General features: G+C 69.4%; 20 protein-coding genes. 17 read left to right on the forward strand and 3 right to left on the reverse strand.

All coding sequences use genetic code 11. From position 1 onward, the window contains the following. The first annotated feature begins 35 nt into the window (after nt 1-35). From U4Z64_RS12360 to ligD, 6 genes are all read left to right on the forward strand, one after another. On the forward strand, nt 36-1,466 hold the full coding sequence (locus U4Z64_RS12360; protein ID WP_321820103.1) for an RNA polymerase factor sigma-54: 1,431 nt from the start codon (nt 36-38) through the stop codon (nt 1,464-1,466). Between the two features lie 74 nt (nt 1,467-1,540). Further along, a complete protein-coding gene (locus U4Z64_RS12365; protein WP_044843386.1) occupies nt 1,541-1,729 on the forward strand; it encodes a DUF3008 family protein in 189 nt (62 codons plus the stop codon). A 54-nt stretch (nt 1,730-1,783) separates the two neighbouring features. Continuing rightward, nucleotides 1,784-1,945 carry a DUF1328 domain-containing protein gene (locus U4Z64_RS12370; RefSeq protein ID WP_044843387.1) on the forward strand — a complete coding sequence of 54 codons (162 nt, stop codon included), beginning with the start codon at nt 1,784-1,786 and terminating at the stop codon, nt 1,943-1,945. Then, complete coding sequence (locus U4Z64_RS12375) at nt 1,942-2,328, forward strand: DUF3022 domain-containing protein (protein ID WP_044843388.1); 387 nt, start codon at nt 1,942-1,944, stop codon at nt 2,326-2,328. Before U4Z64_RS12370 ends, U4Z64_RS12375 begins: the two co-directional genes overlap by 4 nt. A 124-nt stretch (nt 2,329-2,452) precedes the next feature. Continuing rightward, nucleotides 2,453-3,505: a Ku protein gene (locus U4Z64_RS12380; RefSeq protein ID WP_321820104.1), complete on the forward strand. Its 1,053-nt coding sequence runs from the start codon at nt 2,453-2,455 to the stop codon at nt 3,503-3,505. A 24-nt stretch (nt 3,506-3,529) separates the two neighbouring features. Next, complete coding sequence (ligD, locus tag U4Z64_RS12385) at nt 3,530-6,484, forward strand: DNA ligase D (protein WP_321820105.1); 2,955 nt, start codon at nt 3,530-3,532, stop codon at nt 6,482-6,484. A gap of 8 nt (nt 6,485-6,492) precedes the next feature. On the opposite strand, the gene U4Z64_RS12390 is transcribed toward ligD, so the two are convergent. After that, on the reverse strand, nt 6,493-7,815 hold the full coding sequence (locus tag U4Z64_RS12390) for a cation:proton antiporter (RefSeq protein WP_321820106.1): 1,323 nt from the start codon (nt 7,813-7,815) through the stop codon (nt 6,493-6,495). Nucleotides 7,816-7,857: 42 nt separating this feature from the next. Then, complete coding sequence (locus tag U4Z64_RS12395) at nt 7,858-8,214, reverse strand: DUF3175 domain-containing protein (protein WP_044843392.1); 357 nt, start codon at nt 8,212-8,214, stop codon at nt 7,858-7,860. A gap of 157 nt (nt 8,215-8,371) precedes the next feature. On the opposite strand from U4Z64_RS12395, the gene U4Z64_RS12400 reads away from it, so the two are divergent. From U4Z64_RS12400 to U4Z64_RS12420, 5 genes are all read left to right on the forward strand, one after another. Further along, nucleotides 8,372-8,929 (forward strand): hypothetical protein, encoded by a 558-nt coding sequence (locus U4Z64_RS12400; protein ID WP_321820107.1) that lies wholly within the window; start codon nt 8,372-8,374, stop codon nt 8,927-8,929. A gap of 89 nt (nt 8,930-9,018) precedes the next feature. Further along, nucleotides 9,019-9,384 (forward strand): DUF3022 domain-containing protein, encoded by a 366-nt coding sequence (locus U4Z64_RS12405; RefSeq protein WP_124485804.1) that lies wholly within the window; start codon nt 9,019-9,021, stop codon nt 9,382-9,384. A 330-nt stretch (nt 9,385-9,714) separates the two neighbouring features. Next, nucleotides 9,715-10,263, forward strand: a complete 549-nt coding sequence (locus U4Z64_RS12410; RefSeq protein WP_044843395.1) for a type 1 glutamine amidotransferase domain-containing protein — start codon at nt 9,715-9,717, stop codon at nt 10,261-10,263. 3 nt (nt 10,264-10,266) lie between these two features. Then, nucleotides 10,267-10,608 carry a DUF1488 domain-containing protein gene (locus U4Z64_RS12415; RefSeq protein WP_321820108.1) on the forward strand — a complete coding sequence of 114 codons (342 nt, stop codon included), beginning with the start codon at nt 10,267-10,269 and terminating at the stop codon, nt 10,606-10,608. Nucleotides 10,609-10,890: 282 nt separating this feature from the next. Then, the gene (locus tag U4Z64_RS12420; RefSeq protein ID WP_321797431.1) at nt 10,891-11,115 is read left to right on the forward strand and encodes a hypothetical protein; all 225 of its coding nucleotides are present in this window, start codon (nt 10,891-10,893) and stop codon (nt 11,113-11,115) included. Between the two features lie 16 nt (nt 11,116-11,131). Here the strand turns inward: U4Z64_RS12420 and U4Z64_RS12425 are convergent, their stop codons facing one another. Then, nucleotides 11,132-12,382: a phosphatidylserine decarboxylase family protein gene (locus U4Z64_RS12425; RefSeq protein ID WP_321820109.1), complete on the reverse strand. Its 1,251-nt coding sequence runs from the start codon at nt 12,380-12,382 to the stop codon at nt 11,132-11,134. Between the two features lie 120 nt (nt 12,383-12,502). Between U4Z64_RS12425 and U4Z64_RS12430 the strand changes: the two genes are divergently transcribed. The 6 genes from U4Z64_RS12430 to arsN2 all read left to right on the forward strand — a co-directional run bounded on the left by U4Z64_RS12430 (nt 12,503) and on the right by arsN2 (nt 16,024). Beyond that, on the forward strand, nt 12,503-12,751 hold the full coding sequence (locus tag U4Z64_RS12430) for a hypothetical protein (RefSeq protein ID WP_321820110.1): 249 nt from the start codon (nt 12,503-12,505) through the stop codon (nt 12,749-12,751). A 71-nt stretch (nt 12,752-12,822) separates the two neighbouring features. Continuing rightward, nucleotides 12,823-13,158: an ArsR/SmtB family transcription factor gene (locus U4Z64_RS12435; RefSeq protein WP_124485807.1), complete on the forward strand. Its 336-nt coding sequence runs from the start codon at nt 12,823-12,825 to the stop codon at nt 13,156-13,158. Nucleotides 13,159-13,180: 22 nt separating this feature from the next. Continuing rightward, nucleotides 13,181-13,675, forward strand: coding sequence for an arsenate reductase ArsC (locus tag U4Z64_RS12440; protein WP_321820111.1), 495 nt, complete (start codon nt 13,181-13,183; stop codon nt 13,673-13,675). 67 nt (nt 13,676-13,742) lie between these two features. Further along, nucleotides 13,743-14,813 carry an ACR3 family arsenite efflux transporter gene (gene arsB, locus U4Z64_RS12445; RefSeq protein WP_321820112.1) on the forward strand — a complete coding sequence of 357 codons (1,071 nt, stop codon included), beginning with the start codon at nt 13,743-13,745 and terminating at the stop codon, nt 14,811-14,813. Nucleotides 14,814-14,833: 20 nt separating this feature from the next. Further along, nucleotides 14,834-15,556 carry an arsenical resistance protein ArsH gene (gene arsH, locus U4Z64_RS12450; RefSeq protein WP_321820113.1) on the forward strand — a complete coding sequence of 241 codons (723 nt, stop codon included), beginning with the start codon at nt 14,834-14,836 and terminating at the stop codon, nt 15,554-15,556. Nucleotides 15,557-15,595: 39 nt separating this feature from the next. Next, nucleotides 15,596-16,024: an arsenic resistance N-acetyltransferase ArsN2 gene (gene arsN2, locus U4Z64_RS12455; RefSeq protein ID WP_321820114.1), complete on the forward strand. Its 429-nt coding sequence runs from the start codon at nt 15,596-15,598 to the stop codon at nt 16,022-16,024. Nucleotides 16,025-16,051 lie beyond the last annotated feature (27 nt).

A 16,051-nucleotide genomic window follows, 5' to 3' on the forward strand; every position in this document is an offset into this window, starting at 1 on the left:
ATATACGCATTCCGCACACCGTCAGGAGGGCATCGATGTCCGTCACGCTTGCGCTCCAGATGCGACAGCATCTGGCACTCACGCCGAGGCTTCAGCAGTCGCTTCGCCTGCTGCAGTTGTCTTCGCTCGAATTCCAGCAGGAATTGCGACAGGCGCTCGACTCGAATCCGTTTCTCGAAGACGGGCAGGGCGACGAAGAAGCCGCCGAGGCGCCCGAACCCGAGGCCGAAGCCGCACCGCCCGAGCCGCCACCCGAGCACGAGGAAGTGCGCCCCCCGGACGGCGACGTGTCGTACACGGCCGCGCCGACGACGCGAGGCACCGGGCGACAGGCCGACGACGCGGGCGACCAGTCGCCCGGCGAGTGGATGGCCGCCGAGCCGTCGCTGCACCAGCAGCTGCACGACGCGTTGCGGCTCTATCCGCTGAACCGGCGCGACCGCGAGGCCGCGCGCATCGTGATCGACGCGCTCGACGAAGACGGCTACCTGCGTCAGGAGCTGGGCGAGCTGCTGATCGCGGCCGATCCGGCGCGGCTGCTGTCGGAACAGGATCTCACGGTCGCGCTGCGGCTCGTGCAGATGCTGGACCGGCCGGGCATCGCCGCGCGCTCGCTGTCCGAATGCCTGCTGCTGCAGCTCAACGCGATTCCGGCCGGCACGCCGGCGCTCGCGGAAGCGAAGGCCATCGCGCGCGACCATCTCGAACGGCTCGCGCGCCGCGAGACGGCGGAGATCCAGCGGCGCCTCGGCTGCAACCAGGCGACGATGCAGGCCGCCTGCGCGCTGGTGCGCGCGCTCGATCCGCGCCCCGGCAATCACTACGGCAGCACGCGCGGCGACTACGTGATACCCGACGTGATCGTGCGCCAGGTGCGCGACGAATGGATCGTGACGATCAACCCGGCCGTGCTGCCGCGCGCGCGGCTGCACGAACGCTACGCGACGCTGTTCGCGCAGTCGAGCGGCGAGCGCGATTCGCCGCTGGGCCAGCAGCTGCAGGAAGCGCGCTGGCTGATCCGCAACGTGCAGAAGCGCTTCGACACGATCCAGCGGGTCGGCGAATGCATCGTCGCCCGGCAGCGCGACTTCTTCCGCTACGGCGAGATCGCGATGAAGCCGCTCGTGCTGCGCGACATTGCCGAGGAGCTCGACCTGCACGAATCGACGGTCTCGCGCGCGACGGGCAACAAGTACATGGCCACGCCGCACGGCACGTTCGAGTTCAAGCATTTCTTCCCGCGCAAGCTGGAGGCGGCCGGCAAGGGCGTGTGCTCGGCGTCCGCCGCGAAGGTGCTGATCCGCGACATGATCGCCGCCGAGCGCCATAACGATCCGCTGTCCGACGTCGCGCTCGCGCAGAACCTCGCGGGCCGCGGCATCCTTCTTGCGCGTCGTACCGTCACGAAGTATCGCCAGGCGATGAAGATTCCGCCGGCCGACCTGCGCCGGCGCGACGCCGCATGACGATACCGTCCGAACCGCGCGCGGCCCGCCCGTGAGCCACACGGACGTCGCGCGCCACCGAGAGGAGGAAAGCCATGCCAGCCAAGTCCCAGGCACAGCAACGCGCCGCAGGAGCCGCCCTGTCGGCCAAGCGCGGCGACACGAAAATGAAGGACCTGAAGCCGCCTGCGAAGTCGATGGCCAAGTCGATGAGCGAAAAGGAACTCGAAAAAATGGCTTCGACGCCGGTCCACGGCAAACCCAGGCACAAGCACGATTCGTGATCGACGGCGACACGCATCGGCGATCACCGTTCTTCAGGACTCCAGGAGGCATTCATGCTTCGTTACGCCATCATCTTCCTCATCATCGCGCTCGTCGCCGCCTTGTTCGGCTTCGGCGGCATCGCGGCCGGCGCGGCCGAGATCGCGAAGATCCTGTTCTACATCTTCGTCGTGATCTTCCTGGTCACGCTGCTGCTGGGGGTTGTCAGGCGATGACGACCGCCCCCGACCGTTCGCAGCGCATCGCGGAAATCGAGCATGCGCTCGCGAACGGCTTTCCGTCGCAGTCGACCGTCGTCGTGCATGCGGACGACGCGTCCGGGCGGCTGACGATCCAGGTGTCGTGGGTGCGCGTGCCGTCCGATGAAGACGCGCGTCAATGGCGCTGCGCGGTCGACCTGCGCTTCGATCCGGACGTGCTCACGCGCTATGCGTCGCTCGGCGCGGCCGACCGGCTGCGCGTGCGCACGCAGCTGTGCGACCTCGCGCGGCGCGCGGTCGACGAGCACAAGCCGCGCGTCGAGGACGCCGAGATCGAATGCAGCGTCGCGCTCGACGTGACGCGCGCCGAACTCGACCGCGCGTTGCGCGCGCCCTGACCGACGCGACCCGCATCGACGCTTTAGCCGCCGTCGCGACACGCGCCGTGCGGCGCGTCCATGCCCGTGACGGCTTCTGGTGTGTGCCGCCACGCGCTCGCGCACCCGGCAAAGGAGAACACGCATGGCATCGCGGATGATCTGGAAAGGCGCGATCAGCTTCGGGCTCGTTCACGTGCCCGTGCAGCTGTTTCCCGCGACGCGCACCGTGAAGCCGTCGTTCCGGCTGCTCGACAAGCGCTCGATGGACCCGGTCGGCTATCGGCAGATCAACAAGCGCACCGGCAGGGAGGTCGCGCGCGAGGACATCGTGCGCGGCTACGAGTACGAGAAGGAACGCTACGTCGTGCTGACCGACGAGGAGATTCGCGCGGCCAATCCGGAATCGACGCAAACCGTCGACATCCTGACGTTCGTCGACGCGGACGCGGTATCGTTCCTGTATCTCGACACACCCTACTACCTCGTGCCGGACCGCAAGGGCGAGAAGGTCTATGCGCTGCTGCGCGACGCGCTGAAGGACAGCGGCAAGATCGGCATCGCGCTCGTGGTGATGCGCGACCGCCAGCATCTCGGCGCGCTGATTCCGGTCGGGCCGCTGCTCGCGCTCGACACGCTGCGCTGGCAGGAAGAACTGCGGCCGCTCGACGAACTGACGGTGCCGGCCGACGACGCGAAACACGCGGGCGTGACCGCGCGCGAACTCGGGATGGCGAAGAAGCTGATCGACGAGATGGCGGGCAAGTGGACGCCGGACGAGTATCACGACACGTTTCGCGACGACATTCTCGAGCTGGTCGAGCGCAAGGTGCGCGCGGGCAAGATCGAGGAGATCGAGGAGCGGCCTGCGCAGACGGGCCGCGCGGCGACCAACGTGGTCGACCTGACCGAGCTGCTGAAACGCAGCCTGAAGGGCGGCGGTGGCGACGGCGCGCGCGCGGCGGGCCCGCGCAATGCGGGCGACGACGAGGGCGCGGAGGCGGAAGCGTCGTCTTCCTCCGCGTCGTCTTCTTCTGCGTCGTCGCGCGGTGGCGCGCGCCGCAAGCCGGCTTCGAAGGCCGTGCCGAAGGGCTCCGCCGAGAAGACGCCGGCGGCGAAGCGGCCGGCCGCGAAACGTGCCGCGACCGGCGAGCATGCGGCGAAGAAAACCGCCGCGCGCCGCAAGCACGCCGCATGATGCGCGGCGACGCGAGGTGACACGATGGCCGGCAAGCTCGATCCCTATCGCCGCAAACGCCGCTTCGACGCGACGCCGGAACCCGAAGGCGCGCACGGGCGGCGGCGCGCAAAGGCGAACGCGACACCTTCCGGGCGGGCGACCCGGCGTGCCGGCCACCCGCTGCGCTTCGTGATCCAGGAGCACCACGCGCGGCGCCTGCATTACGACTTCCGGCTCGAACTCGACGGCACGCTGAAGTCGTGGGCCGTGCCGAAGGGGCCGAGCGTCGATCCGTCGGTGAAGCGCCTCGCCGTGCAGGTCGAGGATCATCCGCTCGAATACGCGTCGTTCGAAGGCGAGATTCCGGCCGGGCATTACGGCGCGGGGGCGGTCATCGTATGGGACGAAGGCACCTGGACGCCCGACGGCGGCGTCGCCCAGGCACGCGACGGCTATCGCGCGGGCAAGCTGACGTTCCGGCTCGACGGAGAAAAGCTGCACGGCGGCTGGGCGCTCGTGCGCAGCGGACGGCAGGAGGGGCGGCAGGTGCAGTGGCTACTGATCAAGGAGCGCGACGACGACGCGCGCAGCGAGGCCGAATTCGACGTCGTCGGCGAACTGCCGGGGAGTGTGCATGACGGGGCGGCGTCGGCGACGCGTGCGGATGCCGCGGGCCGCTCGACGCGCGCGCGCGGAGCGCAACGCGGCCGGCGCGACTCGACCGACACGCGTGCCGCAGCGCACGACGATCATGGCCGCGATGGCCGCGATGGCCGCGATGGCCGTGATGGCCGTGATGGCCGCGACAGCCGAGAAAGCCGAGAAAGCCGCGACAGCCGCGACAGCCGCGCCCGCCGGCCCGCCGATCCGTCCGAGATCGACGGTGCGGTACGCGCGCCGCTGCCCGAGCGCGTCGCGCCGCAACTCGCGACGCTGGTCGACGGCCCGCCGACGCAGGGCGACTGGCGCTACGAACTGAAATTCGACGGCTACCGGATCCTCGCGCGCATTGCGGGCAAGGGCGCCCGCCGACACGTGAAGCTGATGACGCGCGAAGGCCGCGACTGGACCGCGAAGCTGCGCGCGCAGCGCGACGCGCTCGCGGCGCTCGACGTCGACGACGCCTGGCTCGACGGCGAGGCCGTCGTGCTCGGCAGGAACGGCCTCCCCGACTTCCAGGCGCTGCAGAACGCGATCGGCGCCGGACACTCGGATGCGATCACGCTGTTCGTGTTCGACCTGCCTTGTCTCGATGGTTACGACTTGCGCGACGCACCGCTCACCGCGCGCCGCGGCCTGCTCGAAGCGCTGCTCGCCGACAGCGACCCCGCGCGGCTGCGCTTTTCGCCGGATCTCGGCGACGACGTCGCATCGCTGATCGCGAGCGCCTGCGATACCGGCCTCGAAGGGCTGATCGGCAAGCGCGCGGAATCGCGCTATCGCGGCGGGCGCTCGCCCGCGTGGATCAAGCTCAAATGCCGGCGCCGGCAGGAGTTCGTGATCGGCGGTTACACCGAGCCGTCGGGCAGCCGGCACGGCTTCGGCGCGCTGCTGCTCGGCGTGCACGAGCCGGCAGCGGCCGGCAAGCGGCGGCGCGGGCCTGCGCCGCTGCGCTACGTCGGCCGCGTCGGCACCGGCTTCGACACGCGGATGCTCGACCGGCTCGCACCGATCCTGCGCAAGCAGCAACGCGACACGACGCCGTTCGATCCGCCGCCGCGCGAACGCTCGCGCACGCGCGTGCACTGGATCGAGCCGACGCTCGTCGCCGAATGCGAATTCGCCGAGTGGACCGGCGACGGCATCGTGCGGCAGGCCGCGTTCATCGCGCTGCGCGAGGACAAGCCGGCGTCGCAGATCGTCCGCGAAGTGCCGAAGCAACCGGAAACGGAGGGGGTGATGGAGCGACGCCAGACCACGCATCACGAAAAGCGCGAACGCAAGCACGCGGCGCACGTCGATCGCACGTCGCATACGTCGCATACGTCGCATACGTCGCATACGTCGCACGCCGATCACGCAGATCTCGCCGAGCACGATGCAAGCGGCCGCAAGCACCACGCACGTTCACGCCCGTCCCCCCACGCAGCACGCGACGATACCGGTTCCGACGTGCTCGGCCGCGTCCGCATCACCCATCCCGAGCGCGTGCTCGATCCGCAGAGCGGCACGCGCAAGATCGATCTCGCGCATTACTGGCAATGGGTCGCGCCGTGGCTGCTACCGGACCTGAAAGGCCGGCCCGTGGCGCTCGTGCGCGCGCCCGGCGACATCGCGGGCGAGCTGTTCTTCCAGAAGCATGCGGAGCGTCGCGAGATCCCGTTCGTCACGCAGCACGCAGGACTCGATCCGGGCCACGGTCCGCTGCTGTCGCTCGACAGCGTCGACGCGCTGCTCGGCGCCGCGCAGATGGGCACGATCGAGCTGCATACATGGAACGCGCACGCGTCGAACATCGAGCGGCCGGACCGGATCGTGTTCGACCTCGATCCCGATCCGGCGCTGCCGTGGAGCGCGATGACCGACGCCGCGCAGCTCGTGCGCGGGCTGCTCGACGAGCTGGGCCTCGCGTCGTTCTGCAAGACGAGCGGCGGCAAGGGGCTGCACGTCGTCGTGCCGATCGCGCGGCACCTGGGCTGGGACGACGCGAAGGACTTCTCGCGCGCGCTCGCGCGGCATGTCGCGGGCGCGCTGCCCGACCGTTTCACCGCGACGATGGGCGCGCGTCACCGGCGCGGCAAGATCTTCATCGACTACCTGCGCAACGGCCGCGGTGCGAGCACAATCGCCGCGTATTCGGTGCGTGCGCGGCCCGGGCTGGGCGTGTCGGTGCCGCTGCGCTGGGACGAGGTGCCAACCACCACGGGCGGCGCGCAATGGACGATCGACACGCTGCACGAGCGGCTCGACCGGCTCAAGCGCGACCCTTGGGAAGACTATGCCGGTACGCGGCAGCGGATCACCGCGCAGATGCGTGCGCGTCTCGGCATGTCGTGACCGCGCCGTCAGCGCCGACGCTGCTGCAGGCGGTGATACCAGTCCATCAGCGGCGTCGCGGACACGCCGTGCGCGATCACCGACGCCGACACGACGGCGAGCACCGGCGCCGCGAGCGGCCGCACCGCGCTGGACGGCCCGTGCTCGAGCGCGAACAGCAGGTAGTAGAACGAGCCGATCCCGCGTATCCCGAACCATGCCAGCAGCCGGCGCTGCGCCGGCGTCGCGCGCGAGCCGGCGAGCGCCGGCAGCACCGCGAGCGGCCGCACGGCGACGAACAGCGCGACGGCGAGCGCGGCCGAGCCCCACGTGAAGAGCGGCGTCGTCAGCGTGGCGAGCACGCCGCCGATCATCGTCATCACGAGCGCCTCGGCGATCCGCTCGAGCTCGATCGTGAAGTCGAGCACCGATTCGGTCATGAACGCGTGCGCTTTCTCCGGGTGCTTCTCGGTCGCGACCACGTCTTCCGAATCGACCCGGCCGATCACTTCGCGCGGCCGACGGTCACCGCTCGCGCGATGCTCGACGCGGCGCATCGCGACGCCCGCGGCGAACGTCGCGATGAAGCCGAACGTATGCGCGAGCTGCGCGGCACCGAACGACAGCACGATCAACGCGAGCGCGAAGAAGCCTTCGAAGCCGAGTGCCTGCGCATGACGGGTGCGCAGCCAGCCGATCGCGGTGGTGGTCGCCGCGCCGAGCATGCCGCCGATCGCGGCGGCGCCCGCGATGCCCCACAGCGCGGCCAGCGCGAACGCGCCCGACAGCGGCGGCGGCCCATGCGGCGCATCGGACGCGCCGCACAGCGCGAGGCCCGCGAGCGCGAACGGCAGCGCGATGCCGTCGTTCAGCCCGCCTTCGCCGGACAGCGCGAAGCGCACCAGGTCGCGGTCGCCGGGATCATGCACCTGCACGTCGTGCGCGAGCACCGGGTCGGTCGGCGCGAGGATCGCCGCGAGCAGCAGCGCGGGGCCCCAGCCGAGCCCGAGCCTCAGTACAGCGCAGCCGGCGAGCAGCGGCACCGTGACGATCATCGCGAGCAGGCCGAGCCGGCACGGCACGCGCCACAGCGGGTCGGACAGCGGCACGCGCAGCCGCAGCCCGATCGCGAACAGCGATACCAGCAGCGCGACCTCGACGATCTCGCGCAGCAGCGGCGCGTCGCGCTGGATGTCGAGATGCAGGAGCCCGGCGCCGGACGGACCGAGCGCGACACCGAGAGCAAGATAGATCATCGCGCTGCTGCACGGCAGATGACGCAGCGCCGACGTCACGATGCCCATGCCCATCAGCACCGCGCCGATGATCAGATACCACAGCGTTTCATGCATGCGGGCAGGCCGGGCAGGTCGACGGTGAACCGGCGGGGGCCGTCACGGCTTGCGGCCGAACGCCTCGCGCAGTTTGCGCTTCGCACGTTCGAGCGTCGCGCGGCGCGTTTTCGGCAGGTTGCGGCCCGCGCGGTTCACGTAGAAGTTCAGCATCGACATCGCCGACTGGAACGGCGTCCCCTTGCGGCGGCGGCTGTGTTCGGCCGAGCGCTTGAGCGACGCGGCGATCTTGCCCGGGTCGTCTGACTTGAAGATCTCGGGCTCGATGTCGAGCGCATCGCTTCGTTGCATGACGTCGGCGGACCAGCGCTTGCGGTGCTGCGGATCGTTGCTGCGCGCACGGCCCGGGCGGCGCGTCGCGCGTTTGCCGTGCGGATGGGAAGCGGAAGCTGAAGGCATGGCAGGGCTCTCCCTATGGAATCGGGATGGATCGCGGGTCTCGGGTGTCCGGGTGGTGCCGCAATTCGCGTGCCGCCTGTCGGTGGCGGCACGGGCCTTGCTGAATCGAAGGCGCAGGCCATTCCACTACGGCGGTTCCATTGAGGGAGAGCGCTCCATGAAGCCAGCATCCGAATCGAAATCTGCCGCGCGCCGGATCCTCGCGTGCGCGGCCGTCGCGCTCGTCGCGGCCGCACCGGCCGCATGGGCACAGAATTCGCAACGTTCCGACGAGGGCACCGGCGCGCCGATCCTGTCGCCGCCGGACACGTCGGCGCAGGGCAGCGGCGGCAACCTGTCGAACGGCAACACGGCGGCGCCGCCGCCCGCGACCCGCATGCAGGCGCCGCGCGGCGCGGGTCCGCGCGGTCAACCGGACGTGCGCAGCAAGCCCGGCGGCATGACTGGCGCCGGGGCCGGCAGCATGGGCGGCGGCGCGACGGGCGGCACCGGCAGCACCGGAATGGGCAGTACCGGCAGCGGTACCGGTAGCACCGGAATGGGCACCCCCGGTACGGGCAGCACCGGTACGAGCGGTGCCGGCGGCAGCGCGGGCATGGGCGGTGCCGGTGCGGCCCCGGGCGGAACCGGCGCGGGCGCTGGCACTAGCCGCTTGCCGGGGGCGACCGGCTCGGGCGGCGGCGGCACGGGCAGCGCGGGTTCCAGCGGCTATTGACGATCACGGCGTCGCGCCGGCGCCCGGCGCGGCGCGCTGGCGGACGCCGCGCGCGAGGCCGGCCGGTCGCCACCACGCAGGAGGACAACATGCAATCGAATTCCCGGATCTCGCTCGACGACGATGCGCTGGATGCCGACGCCGCCGAGACCGAGGGTCTCGATACGACGGTTCATGTCGACGTCGCGACCGGCAGGATCATGTTTCATGCGGCGTGGGCGCTCGCGCCCGATGCGCCGCGCGATACCGCGCGGCACGCGGTCGTGCTCGCGCTCGACTGCGACACGATGGAGCGCTATGCGGACCTCGACGAGCCCGCGCGGATGCGCGTGCACGCGATGCTGCACGACAGCGTGCAGGCCACGCTCGACGCGCTGCCCGACGTCACCGAGGACCTGACGCTGACGATCGAGCTGACCGACGCGATGCTCGACGCCGCGCGGCACCTGCAGTGAGCGCGGGGCCGGCACCGGCCGGCGGCGGGTACGGCCCCGCATGCAGGCCACCGGGCGGCTGCCGCCGATAGTCGCGGGTATTGCCGGCGTCACGTTACATCCGTCGTTGAAATCTTTGCAGGCGCCGCGCGGCGCTGTCCAATAGGCGCACGCATCACGCCGCGACGCGCATGCGCGCCGCCGATCGCCAACCGCCGATCGCGGGTCGCGCCCCTTCAAGGCGGCACCGCGCCGGCCGCCATCCCGACGGGCGCGGCACGCCCATTGCTGCGTCGATGGATACGGCAGGGTACGGCACATCCGGTGCCACAACACGATAGGGAGCGATCCATGATCGGCAAACTGGATCATTGCAAGGTAGCGATACTCGCGGTCGACGGCTTCGAGGAAGCCGAGCTCGTCGAACCGCAGCGGGCGCTGACGGCAGAGGGCGCGCAGGTCGACGTGATTTCGCAGAAGCGCGGCGAGATACAGGGGTTCAGGCACGTCGACAAGGGCGATCGCGTGAAGGTCGACCGCACGTTCGACGATGCGCGCGAAGGCGATTACGACGCGGTCGTGCTGCCGGGCGGCGTGGTCAACGGCGACGCGATCCGGATGCTGCCGGCCGCGCGCGAATTCGTGACCGCGGCCGTCGGCGCGGGCAAGCCGATTGCCGCGATCTGTCACGGCGGCTGGCTGCTGGTGTCGTCCGGGCTGGTGGACGGCCGCACGATGACGAGCTGGCCGAGCCTGCAGGACGACATCCGCAATGCGGGCGGCAAGTGGGTCGACCAGGAGGTCGTGCGCGACGGCAACCTGATCACGAGCCGCAAGCCCGCCGACCTGCCCGCATTCAACGGCGCGCTGGTGCAGTGCCTCGCGTCGCGGGGGCCCTGAGCGATGCCGGCCGAACCCGTTCGCCACGTGACGCTGACCGACGCGCCGCCCGAGTTCGACGGCGCGGCGCTGCTGATGCGTTTCGTCGTCGAGGTCGACGGGAAGCCGCAAACCTGCACGATCACGGTCGAAGCGCTCGAGGATCATTTCGGCGCGCGCTCCGCGCTCGAAGCCGACTTGCGCGACGCGTTCGAGCGCGGCCGTGCGCGCATCGAGGCCGCGTGCGCGGACGTGCTGGTCGACGGCAAGGGCGGCGTGGAACTCCACAGCGGCTACTTCCGCGTGCGCGACAAGGCGGCGGGCAAAACCGCCCGCGCCGGGATGTTCCGTTCGCGGAAGGCGTGAGTCCGTGGGGCATCCGGCGCGTGCCGCTGCCGTGCCGCAGTACGCCCGTGCCGTTCCATTCGCACCATTGGGCGCCATTACACGCCGTTGAAAACTTTGCAGCGGCCCCCGAGCGCCTTGAAGTGACACATCACGCCGCGCGCCGGCCGGGCGCCGGGCCGCTCCGTCCCAGATACTGGCACACTCCCTGCATGTCTCCTCAGATCGCGGCGCACGATTCGCGCCTGCGCCGGCGCGATGCCATCGTCGTATCGCGCCAAGCCGTCAAATGGGGGAGACAACATGCTGACCGCACATGAATTTGCCGCACTATTCCTGGTCCATCGCGCGCCGGAACAGATCCAGGCCGACCGCGAAGATATCGTCGCGTTGGTGGAACAACACCTGATCGAGATGCGCGCCGACGCATCGGGCGCGAGCCGGCTCGCGCTGACGCCGGACGGGCTGTCGATCGTGCAGCGCATGCTGCGGCACGCCGGGCGCGAGTTCGGCAGTGCCGACGCGTGATGCCGAACCGCGCGGCTCAGTGCGCGATCGCGACCGGTGCGTTGACCTGCACGGCCGGCGTATCGCCGTCGAACGGCGGCGCGCACTGGAAGCGGTCGATCACACCCGGCTCGAACAGCAGGCAGCAGGTCGAGCCGCCGTACTGGAAATAGCCGATCTCGTCGCCCTTGTCGATCCGCTGCCCCGGCACGACCTCGATCACGCACGACGACACGTCGCCCATCCCGACGAACACCGCGGCGACCGTCCCGATCCCCGGGTCGTCGCAGTCGATCGCGACCACCGCGCGCGCGGCGACGGCCGTCATGTAGCCCTGCGAGTCGTTGAGCCCGGCCGGGTCCGGGCCTTCCGCTTCCGCGACCGAGTAGTAGGTGCCGTCGACCCGGTACGCGTGCGTGACGGTGCCGCGCACCGGCGCGTGCCAGCGGTGATAGTTGTACGCGCTCAGGTACGCCTGGTAGAGGTCGCCGCCGACGAAGCGCTCGGCAAGCGGCAGCCGCGCGGGCGTGAAGATGTCGCGCAGCGAATACGGCTGCCCCTTGATCCAGAACCTGTCGCGGATCTTCACGCTGGATTCGGTGTGATACGGCGCGGCCTCGCACGCGCTGACGATCACGTGCGGATCGTCCGGCGCCGCGACCGGCCGCGCACCCGCGCGAAAGCGCCGCGTGAAGAAGTCGTTCCACGAGTCGAAGCCCCAGTACGGCTGGTCCTCGCGATACTGGAACTGCGACAGGCCGACGCGCGTGCGCGCTGCATCGCAGAACCAGCCGTCGGGCGACGACGTGTCGAGATGCGCGCGCGAATGCGGGCCGCCGAGGAAGTCGCACCACACGTTCAGCACCTGCTTCAGGTGCGCGTTGACCGCCGCGTCGCGAAACACCGCGTGGCCCGACGGCATGCACATCGGCCAGTCGAGAAACGCGTTCAGCGGGCACACGACCAGGCTCGTTTCGCTGAACGGCGGCGTGTAGGTCATCAGGTGGTCGATCACGGTCATCAGTTCGCCGATCGATGCGTAGCCGAGCATGCGGCCCGCTTCGAGCGCCTCGTCGATCGCGCGGGTGAGGCTCATGCGCAGCACCGCGTGGTCGTCGAACAGCCGCGCGAGCGCCTGCACGGCCGGCGTGCGCAGCTGTTCGCCGGCCTGCGCGCGCGCTGCGTTCGCGATGTTCGCGCGGTACCCGGCCATCTGCGATTCCTCGCGGGCCATCCATTCGCCGAGACGGTGACGCGTTGCGGGCGGCGTGCTGCGGTCGATCGGCATGGTCGGCTCCGGAAAGGGTTGCGGTACGAAACGGGGGAGCAAGGCGCTTGCCCGACAGGCGGCACCCGAATTGCTGCGCGTTTCAACGAAGGTCTCTTTCAATGAGCCGGGAGGGCACACATGAACGCAGCTTCGAATGCGCGACAGACCGAGGACGCGGCGTCGACCGACGAGCCCCGCGGCAGCGAACAGCGGACCGTCGCACCGACCCGCACGCGGGCGCGCGTGCGCGCGGCGACCTCCCGCGACACGCGGCGAAACGAACGCAGCACCGGGAACGGGCCGGTGGCGCCGACCCGCAAGGAAGGGGCGGGCGAGCCGCAGTGGGAGGATGACGGCGGCGCGATGCCGCCCGAAGAATGGTCGTGACGGTGTGACGCGCGGCGGCGGGAAGCGACGCATTCCTGCCATCGTTTCCATATTTCGAGTATTATCGAAACATGGAAACGAACCAGACCATCGCCGCGCTGGCGGCACTCGCGCATGAGTCGCGCCTCGCCGTCTTCCGCGCGCTCGTGCAGGCCGGCCCGTCAGGCTTGCCGGCCGGGCAAATCGCGACGCTGCTCGACGTGCCGCCGTCGTCGCTGTCGTTTCATCTGAAGGAACTGGCCCATGCGCAGCTCGTCACGAGCCGCCAGGAAGGCCGCTTCGTGTTCTATTGCGCGAACTTCGCGACGATGAACGGGCTGATCGGCTACCTCACCGAGAACTGCTGCGGCGGCAATCCGTGCACGCCGGTGTCCGCCTGTTCGACTTCCTGCTCCGACCAAACCTGAGCATGCATTCACCCGCCCGCCGATGACCACCAACGTCCTGATTCTCTGTACCCACAACTCCGCGCGCAGCGTGCTCGCGGAGGGAATGCTCAACCACTGGGCCGGGAAACTCGGCCGCGACGTGCGCGCCTACAGCGCCGGCAGCGCGCCGAGCGGCCGGCTCAATCCGTTCGCGCTGGATGCGCTCACGCGCGCCGGTGTCGACGTCACCGGATACCGCAGCAAGAGCTGGGACGAATTCGTCGGCGACGGCGCGCCGCACCTGCGCATCGTCATCACGGTATGCGACAGCGCGGCCGCGGAGGCTTGTCCGTACTGGCCCGGCAGCCCGGTGAAAGTGCATTGGGGCTACGCCGATCCGTCGAACGCCGAGGGCGGCGATGCCGGCAAGCGGCTCGCGTTCGAGCTGACGCGCGAGGCGCTCGGCTACCGGATGCTGCAACTGCTGGCGCTGCCGCTCGAGCGCATGAGCGACGCCGAACTGCAGGCGGCGTTGACCGCCATCTCGCGAAACTGAGCACTCGCACGGCGGCGCGCGTGAAACGGCGTGCCGCGTGTGTTGCTCCCGCACGGAATCCTCTTCGATGAACACGTCCAACGCGATCCCGCCTCGCCATGCCATTGCGAAGCCCGCGATCAATTTCTTCGAACGCTACCTGACGGTCTGGGTCGCGCTGTGTATCGTCGCCGGCATCGCGCTCGGCCAGATGCTGCCCGGCCTGTTCCAGCAGATCGGCCGCATGGAGTACGCGCAGGTCAATCTGCCGGTCGGGCTGCTGATCTGGGTGATGATCATCCCGATGCTGGTGAAGGTCGACTTCGGGGCGTTGCATGAAGTGCGTCAGCACGTCAAAGGCATCGGCGTCACGCTCGTCGTGAACTGGCTGGTCAAGCCGTTCTCGATGGCGTTTCTCGGCTGGCTGTTCATCCGGCATCTGTTCGCGCCGATGCTGCCGGCGGACCAGCTCGACAGCTACATCGCCGGTTTGATCCTGCTGGCCGCCGCGCCGTGCACGGCGATGGTGTTCGTGTGGAGCCGGCTGACCGGCGGCGATCCGCTGTTCACGCTGTCGCAGGTCGCGCTGAACGACAGCATCATGGTGATCGCGTTCGCGCCGCTGGTCGGGCTGCTGCTCGGCATGTCCGCGATCACGGTGCCGTGGGCGACGCTGCTCACGTCGGTCGTGCTCTACATCGTGATTCCGGTAATCCTCGCGCAGATCTGGCGCAAGGTGTTGCTCGCGAACGGGCAAGCTGCGTTCGACGCCGCGATGGCGAAGATCGGCCCGTGGTCGATCGCCGCACTGCTGGCCACGCTCGTGCTGCTGTTCGCGTTCCAGGGCGAAGCGATCCTGAAGCAGCCGCTGGTGATCGCGCTGCTCGCGGTGCCGATCCTGATCCAGGTGTTCTTCAACGCCGCGCTCGCATACTGGCTCAATCGTGCCGTGGGCGAGAAGCACAATATTGCATGCCCGTCGGCGCTGATCGGCGCATCCAATTTCTTCGAGCTGGCCGTCGCGGCCGCGATCAGCCTGTTCGGTTTCCACTCCGGCGCGGCGCTCGCGACCGTCGTCGGCGTGCTGATCGAAGTGCCGGTCATGCTGCTGGTGGTGCGCATCGTGAACCGGTCGAAGGGCTGGTACGAGCGCACTTGAGCAAACCACGGAATCCATCCATGACCGACCGACTGACCGACCTGCCGCAACTCGACGCCGAACTCTTTCGCGTACCGGACGCGAGCCGCTTGCGGCCGGCGTCGCCGTCGACGCATCCGCCGCGTTTTCTGCTGCTGTACGGCTCGCTGCGCGAGCGTTCGTTCAGCCGCCTGCTGGTCGAGGAGGCCGAGCGCTTGCTCACGGCGATGGGCGCCGAGGTGCGCGTGTTCAATCCGAGCGGCCTGCCGCTGCCCGACGATGCGCCCGAAAGTCACCCGAAGGTGGTCGAATTGCGCGAGCTGGTGATGTGGTCGGAGGGGATGGTCTGGTGCTCGCCGGAACGACATGGCGCGATGACCGGCATCATGAAGTCCCAAATCGACTGGATTCCGCTGTCGGTCGGCGCGGTGCGGCCGACGCAGGGCAAGACGCTCGCGGTGATGCAGGTCAGCGGCGGATCGCAGTCGTTCAATGCGGTGAACCAGATGCGTGTGCTCGGACGCTGGATGCGCATGCTGACGATCCCGAACCAGTCGTCGGTGGCCAAGGCGTTCATGGAATTCGACGAAGCGGGGCGGATGAAGCCGTCGGCCTATTTCGATCGCGTCGTCGACGTGATGGAGGAACTGGTCAAGATCACGCTGCTGACGCGCGACATCGGCCCGTATCTGGTCGACCGGTACAGCGAACGGAAGGAAAGCGCGGAGGCGTTGTCGAAGCGGGTGAATCAGCGGGGGATTTGAACCGTACGGGTACCGCTCATCCAATCGGGAATCGATGTCATGCAACTTCGTTCTGCAGCGTTATCCGACCTGGCCGCGATCGAGGCATTGCTTCGCGCGTCGAACCTGCCGACTGCGGGTGTCGCGGAGCATCTGGAAAACTTCATCGTGCTCGCCGATCCGCCCGCGTTGACCGGATGCGGCGGTATGGAATACCACGGAGACTTCGCGCTGATCCGGTCGATCGCCGTCGCACCGCGCGCGCAAGGGAGCGGCGTCGGCCGCGCGATCGTTGCGCGGCTGATCGCGACGTGCCGCGCACGCTCGGTCCATGCGATCGGGTTGCTGACGACGACCGCGGAGGACTATTTCGCCGGTTTTGGTTTCGTGCGCGTCGCCCGCGAGGATGTACCGCGCGCGTTGCTGGCGTCCAGCCAGTTTCAAGGCGTGTGTCCGGACGCCGCCACTGCCATGTTGTTGGCGTGTTGAGCGGAAATGCTGGAACGCGGTGAGATG

It is taken from the genome of Burkholderia sp. BCC1996 (assembly GCF_905339955.1).
GTDB lineage: Bacteria > Pseudomonadota > Gammaproteobacteria > Burkholderiales > Burkholderiaceae > Burkholderia.

Coding starts and splice junctions, on each gene's coding strand:
- U4Z64_RS12360 (WP_321820103.1), top strand. CDS start 36: ATGTCCGTCACGCTTGCGCTCCAGATGCGACAGCATCTGGCACTCACG.
- U4Z64_RS12365 (WP_044843386.1), top strand. CDS start 1,541: ATGCCAGCCAAGTCCCAGGCACAGCAACGCGCCGCAGGAGCCGCCCTG.
- U4Z64_RS12370 (WP_044843387.1), top strand. CDS start 1,784: ATGCTTCGTTACGCCATCATCTTCCTCATCATCGCGCTCGTCGCCGCC.
- U4Z64_RS12375 (WP_044843388.1), top strand. CDS start 1,942: ATGACGACCGCCCCCGACCGTTCGCAGCGCATCGCGGAAATCGAGCAT.
- U4Z64_RS12380 (WP_321820104.1), top strand. CDS start 2,453: ATGGCATCGCGGATGATCTGGAAAGGCGCGATCAGCTTCGGGCTCGTT.
- ligD (WP_321820105.1), top strand. CDS start 3,530: ATGGCCGGCAAGCTCGATCCCTATCGCCGCAAACGCCGCTTCGACGCG.
- U4Z64_RS12390 (WP_321820106.1), bottom strand. CDS start 7,815: ATGCATGAAACGCTGTGGTATCTGATCATCGGCGCGGTGCTGATGGGC.
- U4Z64_RS12395 (WP_044843392.1), bottom strand. CDS start 8,214: ATGCCTTCAGCTTCCGCTTCCCATCCGCACGGCAAACGCGCGACGCGC.
- U4Z64_RS12400 (WP_321820107.1), top strand. CDS start 8,372: ATGAAGCCAGCATCCGAATCGAAATCTGCCGCGCGCCGGATCCTCGCG.
- U4Z64_RS12405 (WP_124485804.1), top strand. CDS start 9,019: ATGCAATCGAATTCCCGGATCTCGCTCGACGACGATGCGCTGGATGCC.
- U4Z64_RS12410 (WP_044843395.1), top strand. CDS start 9,715: ATGATCGGCAAACTGGATCATTGCAAGGTAGCGATACTCGCGGTCGAC.
- U4Z64_RS12415 (WP_321820108.1), top strand. CDS start 10,267: ATGCCGGCCGAACCCGTTCGCCACGTGACGCTGACCGACGCGCCGCCC.
- U4Z64_RS12420 (WP_321797431.1), top strand. CDS start 10,891: ATGCTGACCGCACATGAATTTGCCGCACTATTCCTGGTCCATCGCGCG.
- U4Z64_RS12425 (WP_321820109.1), bottom strand. CDS start 12,382: ATGCCGATCGACCGCAGCACGCCGCCCGCAACGCGTCACCGTCTCGGC.
- U4Z64_RS12430 (WP_321820110.1), top strand. CDS start 12,503: ATGAACGCAGCTTCGAATGCGCGACAGACCGAGGACGCGGCGTCGACC.
- U4Z64_RS12435 (WP_124485807.1), top strand. CDS start 12,823: ATGGAAACGAACCAGACCATCGCCGCGCTGGCGGCACTCGCGCATGAG.
- U4Z64_RS12440 (WP_321820111.1), top strand. CDS start 13,181: ATGACCACCAACGTCCTGATTCTCTGTACCCACAACTCCGCGCGCAGC.
- arsB (WP_321820112.1), top strand. CDS start 13,743: ATGAACACGTCCAACGCGATCCCGCCTCGCCATGCCATTGCGAAGCCC.
- arsH (WP_321820113.1), top strand. CDS start 14,834: ATGACCGACCGACTGACCGACCTGCCGCAACTCGACGCCGAACTCTTT.
- arsN2 (WP_321820114.1), top strand. CDS start 15,596: ATGCAACTTCGTTCTGCAGCGTTATCCGACCTGGCCGCGATCGAGGCA.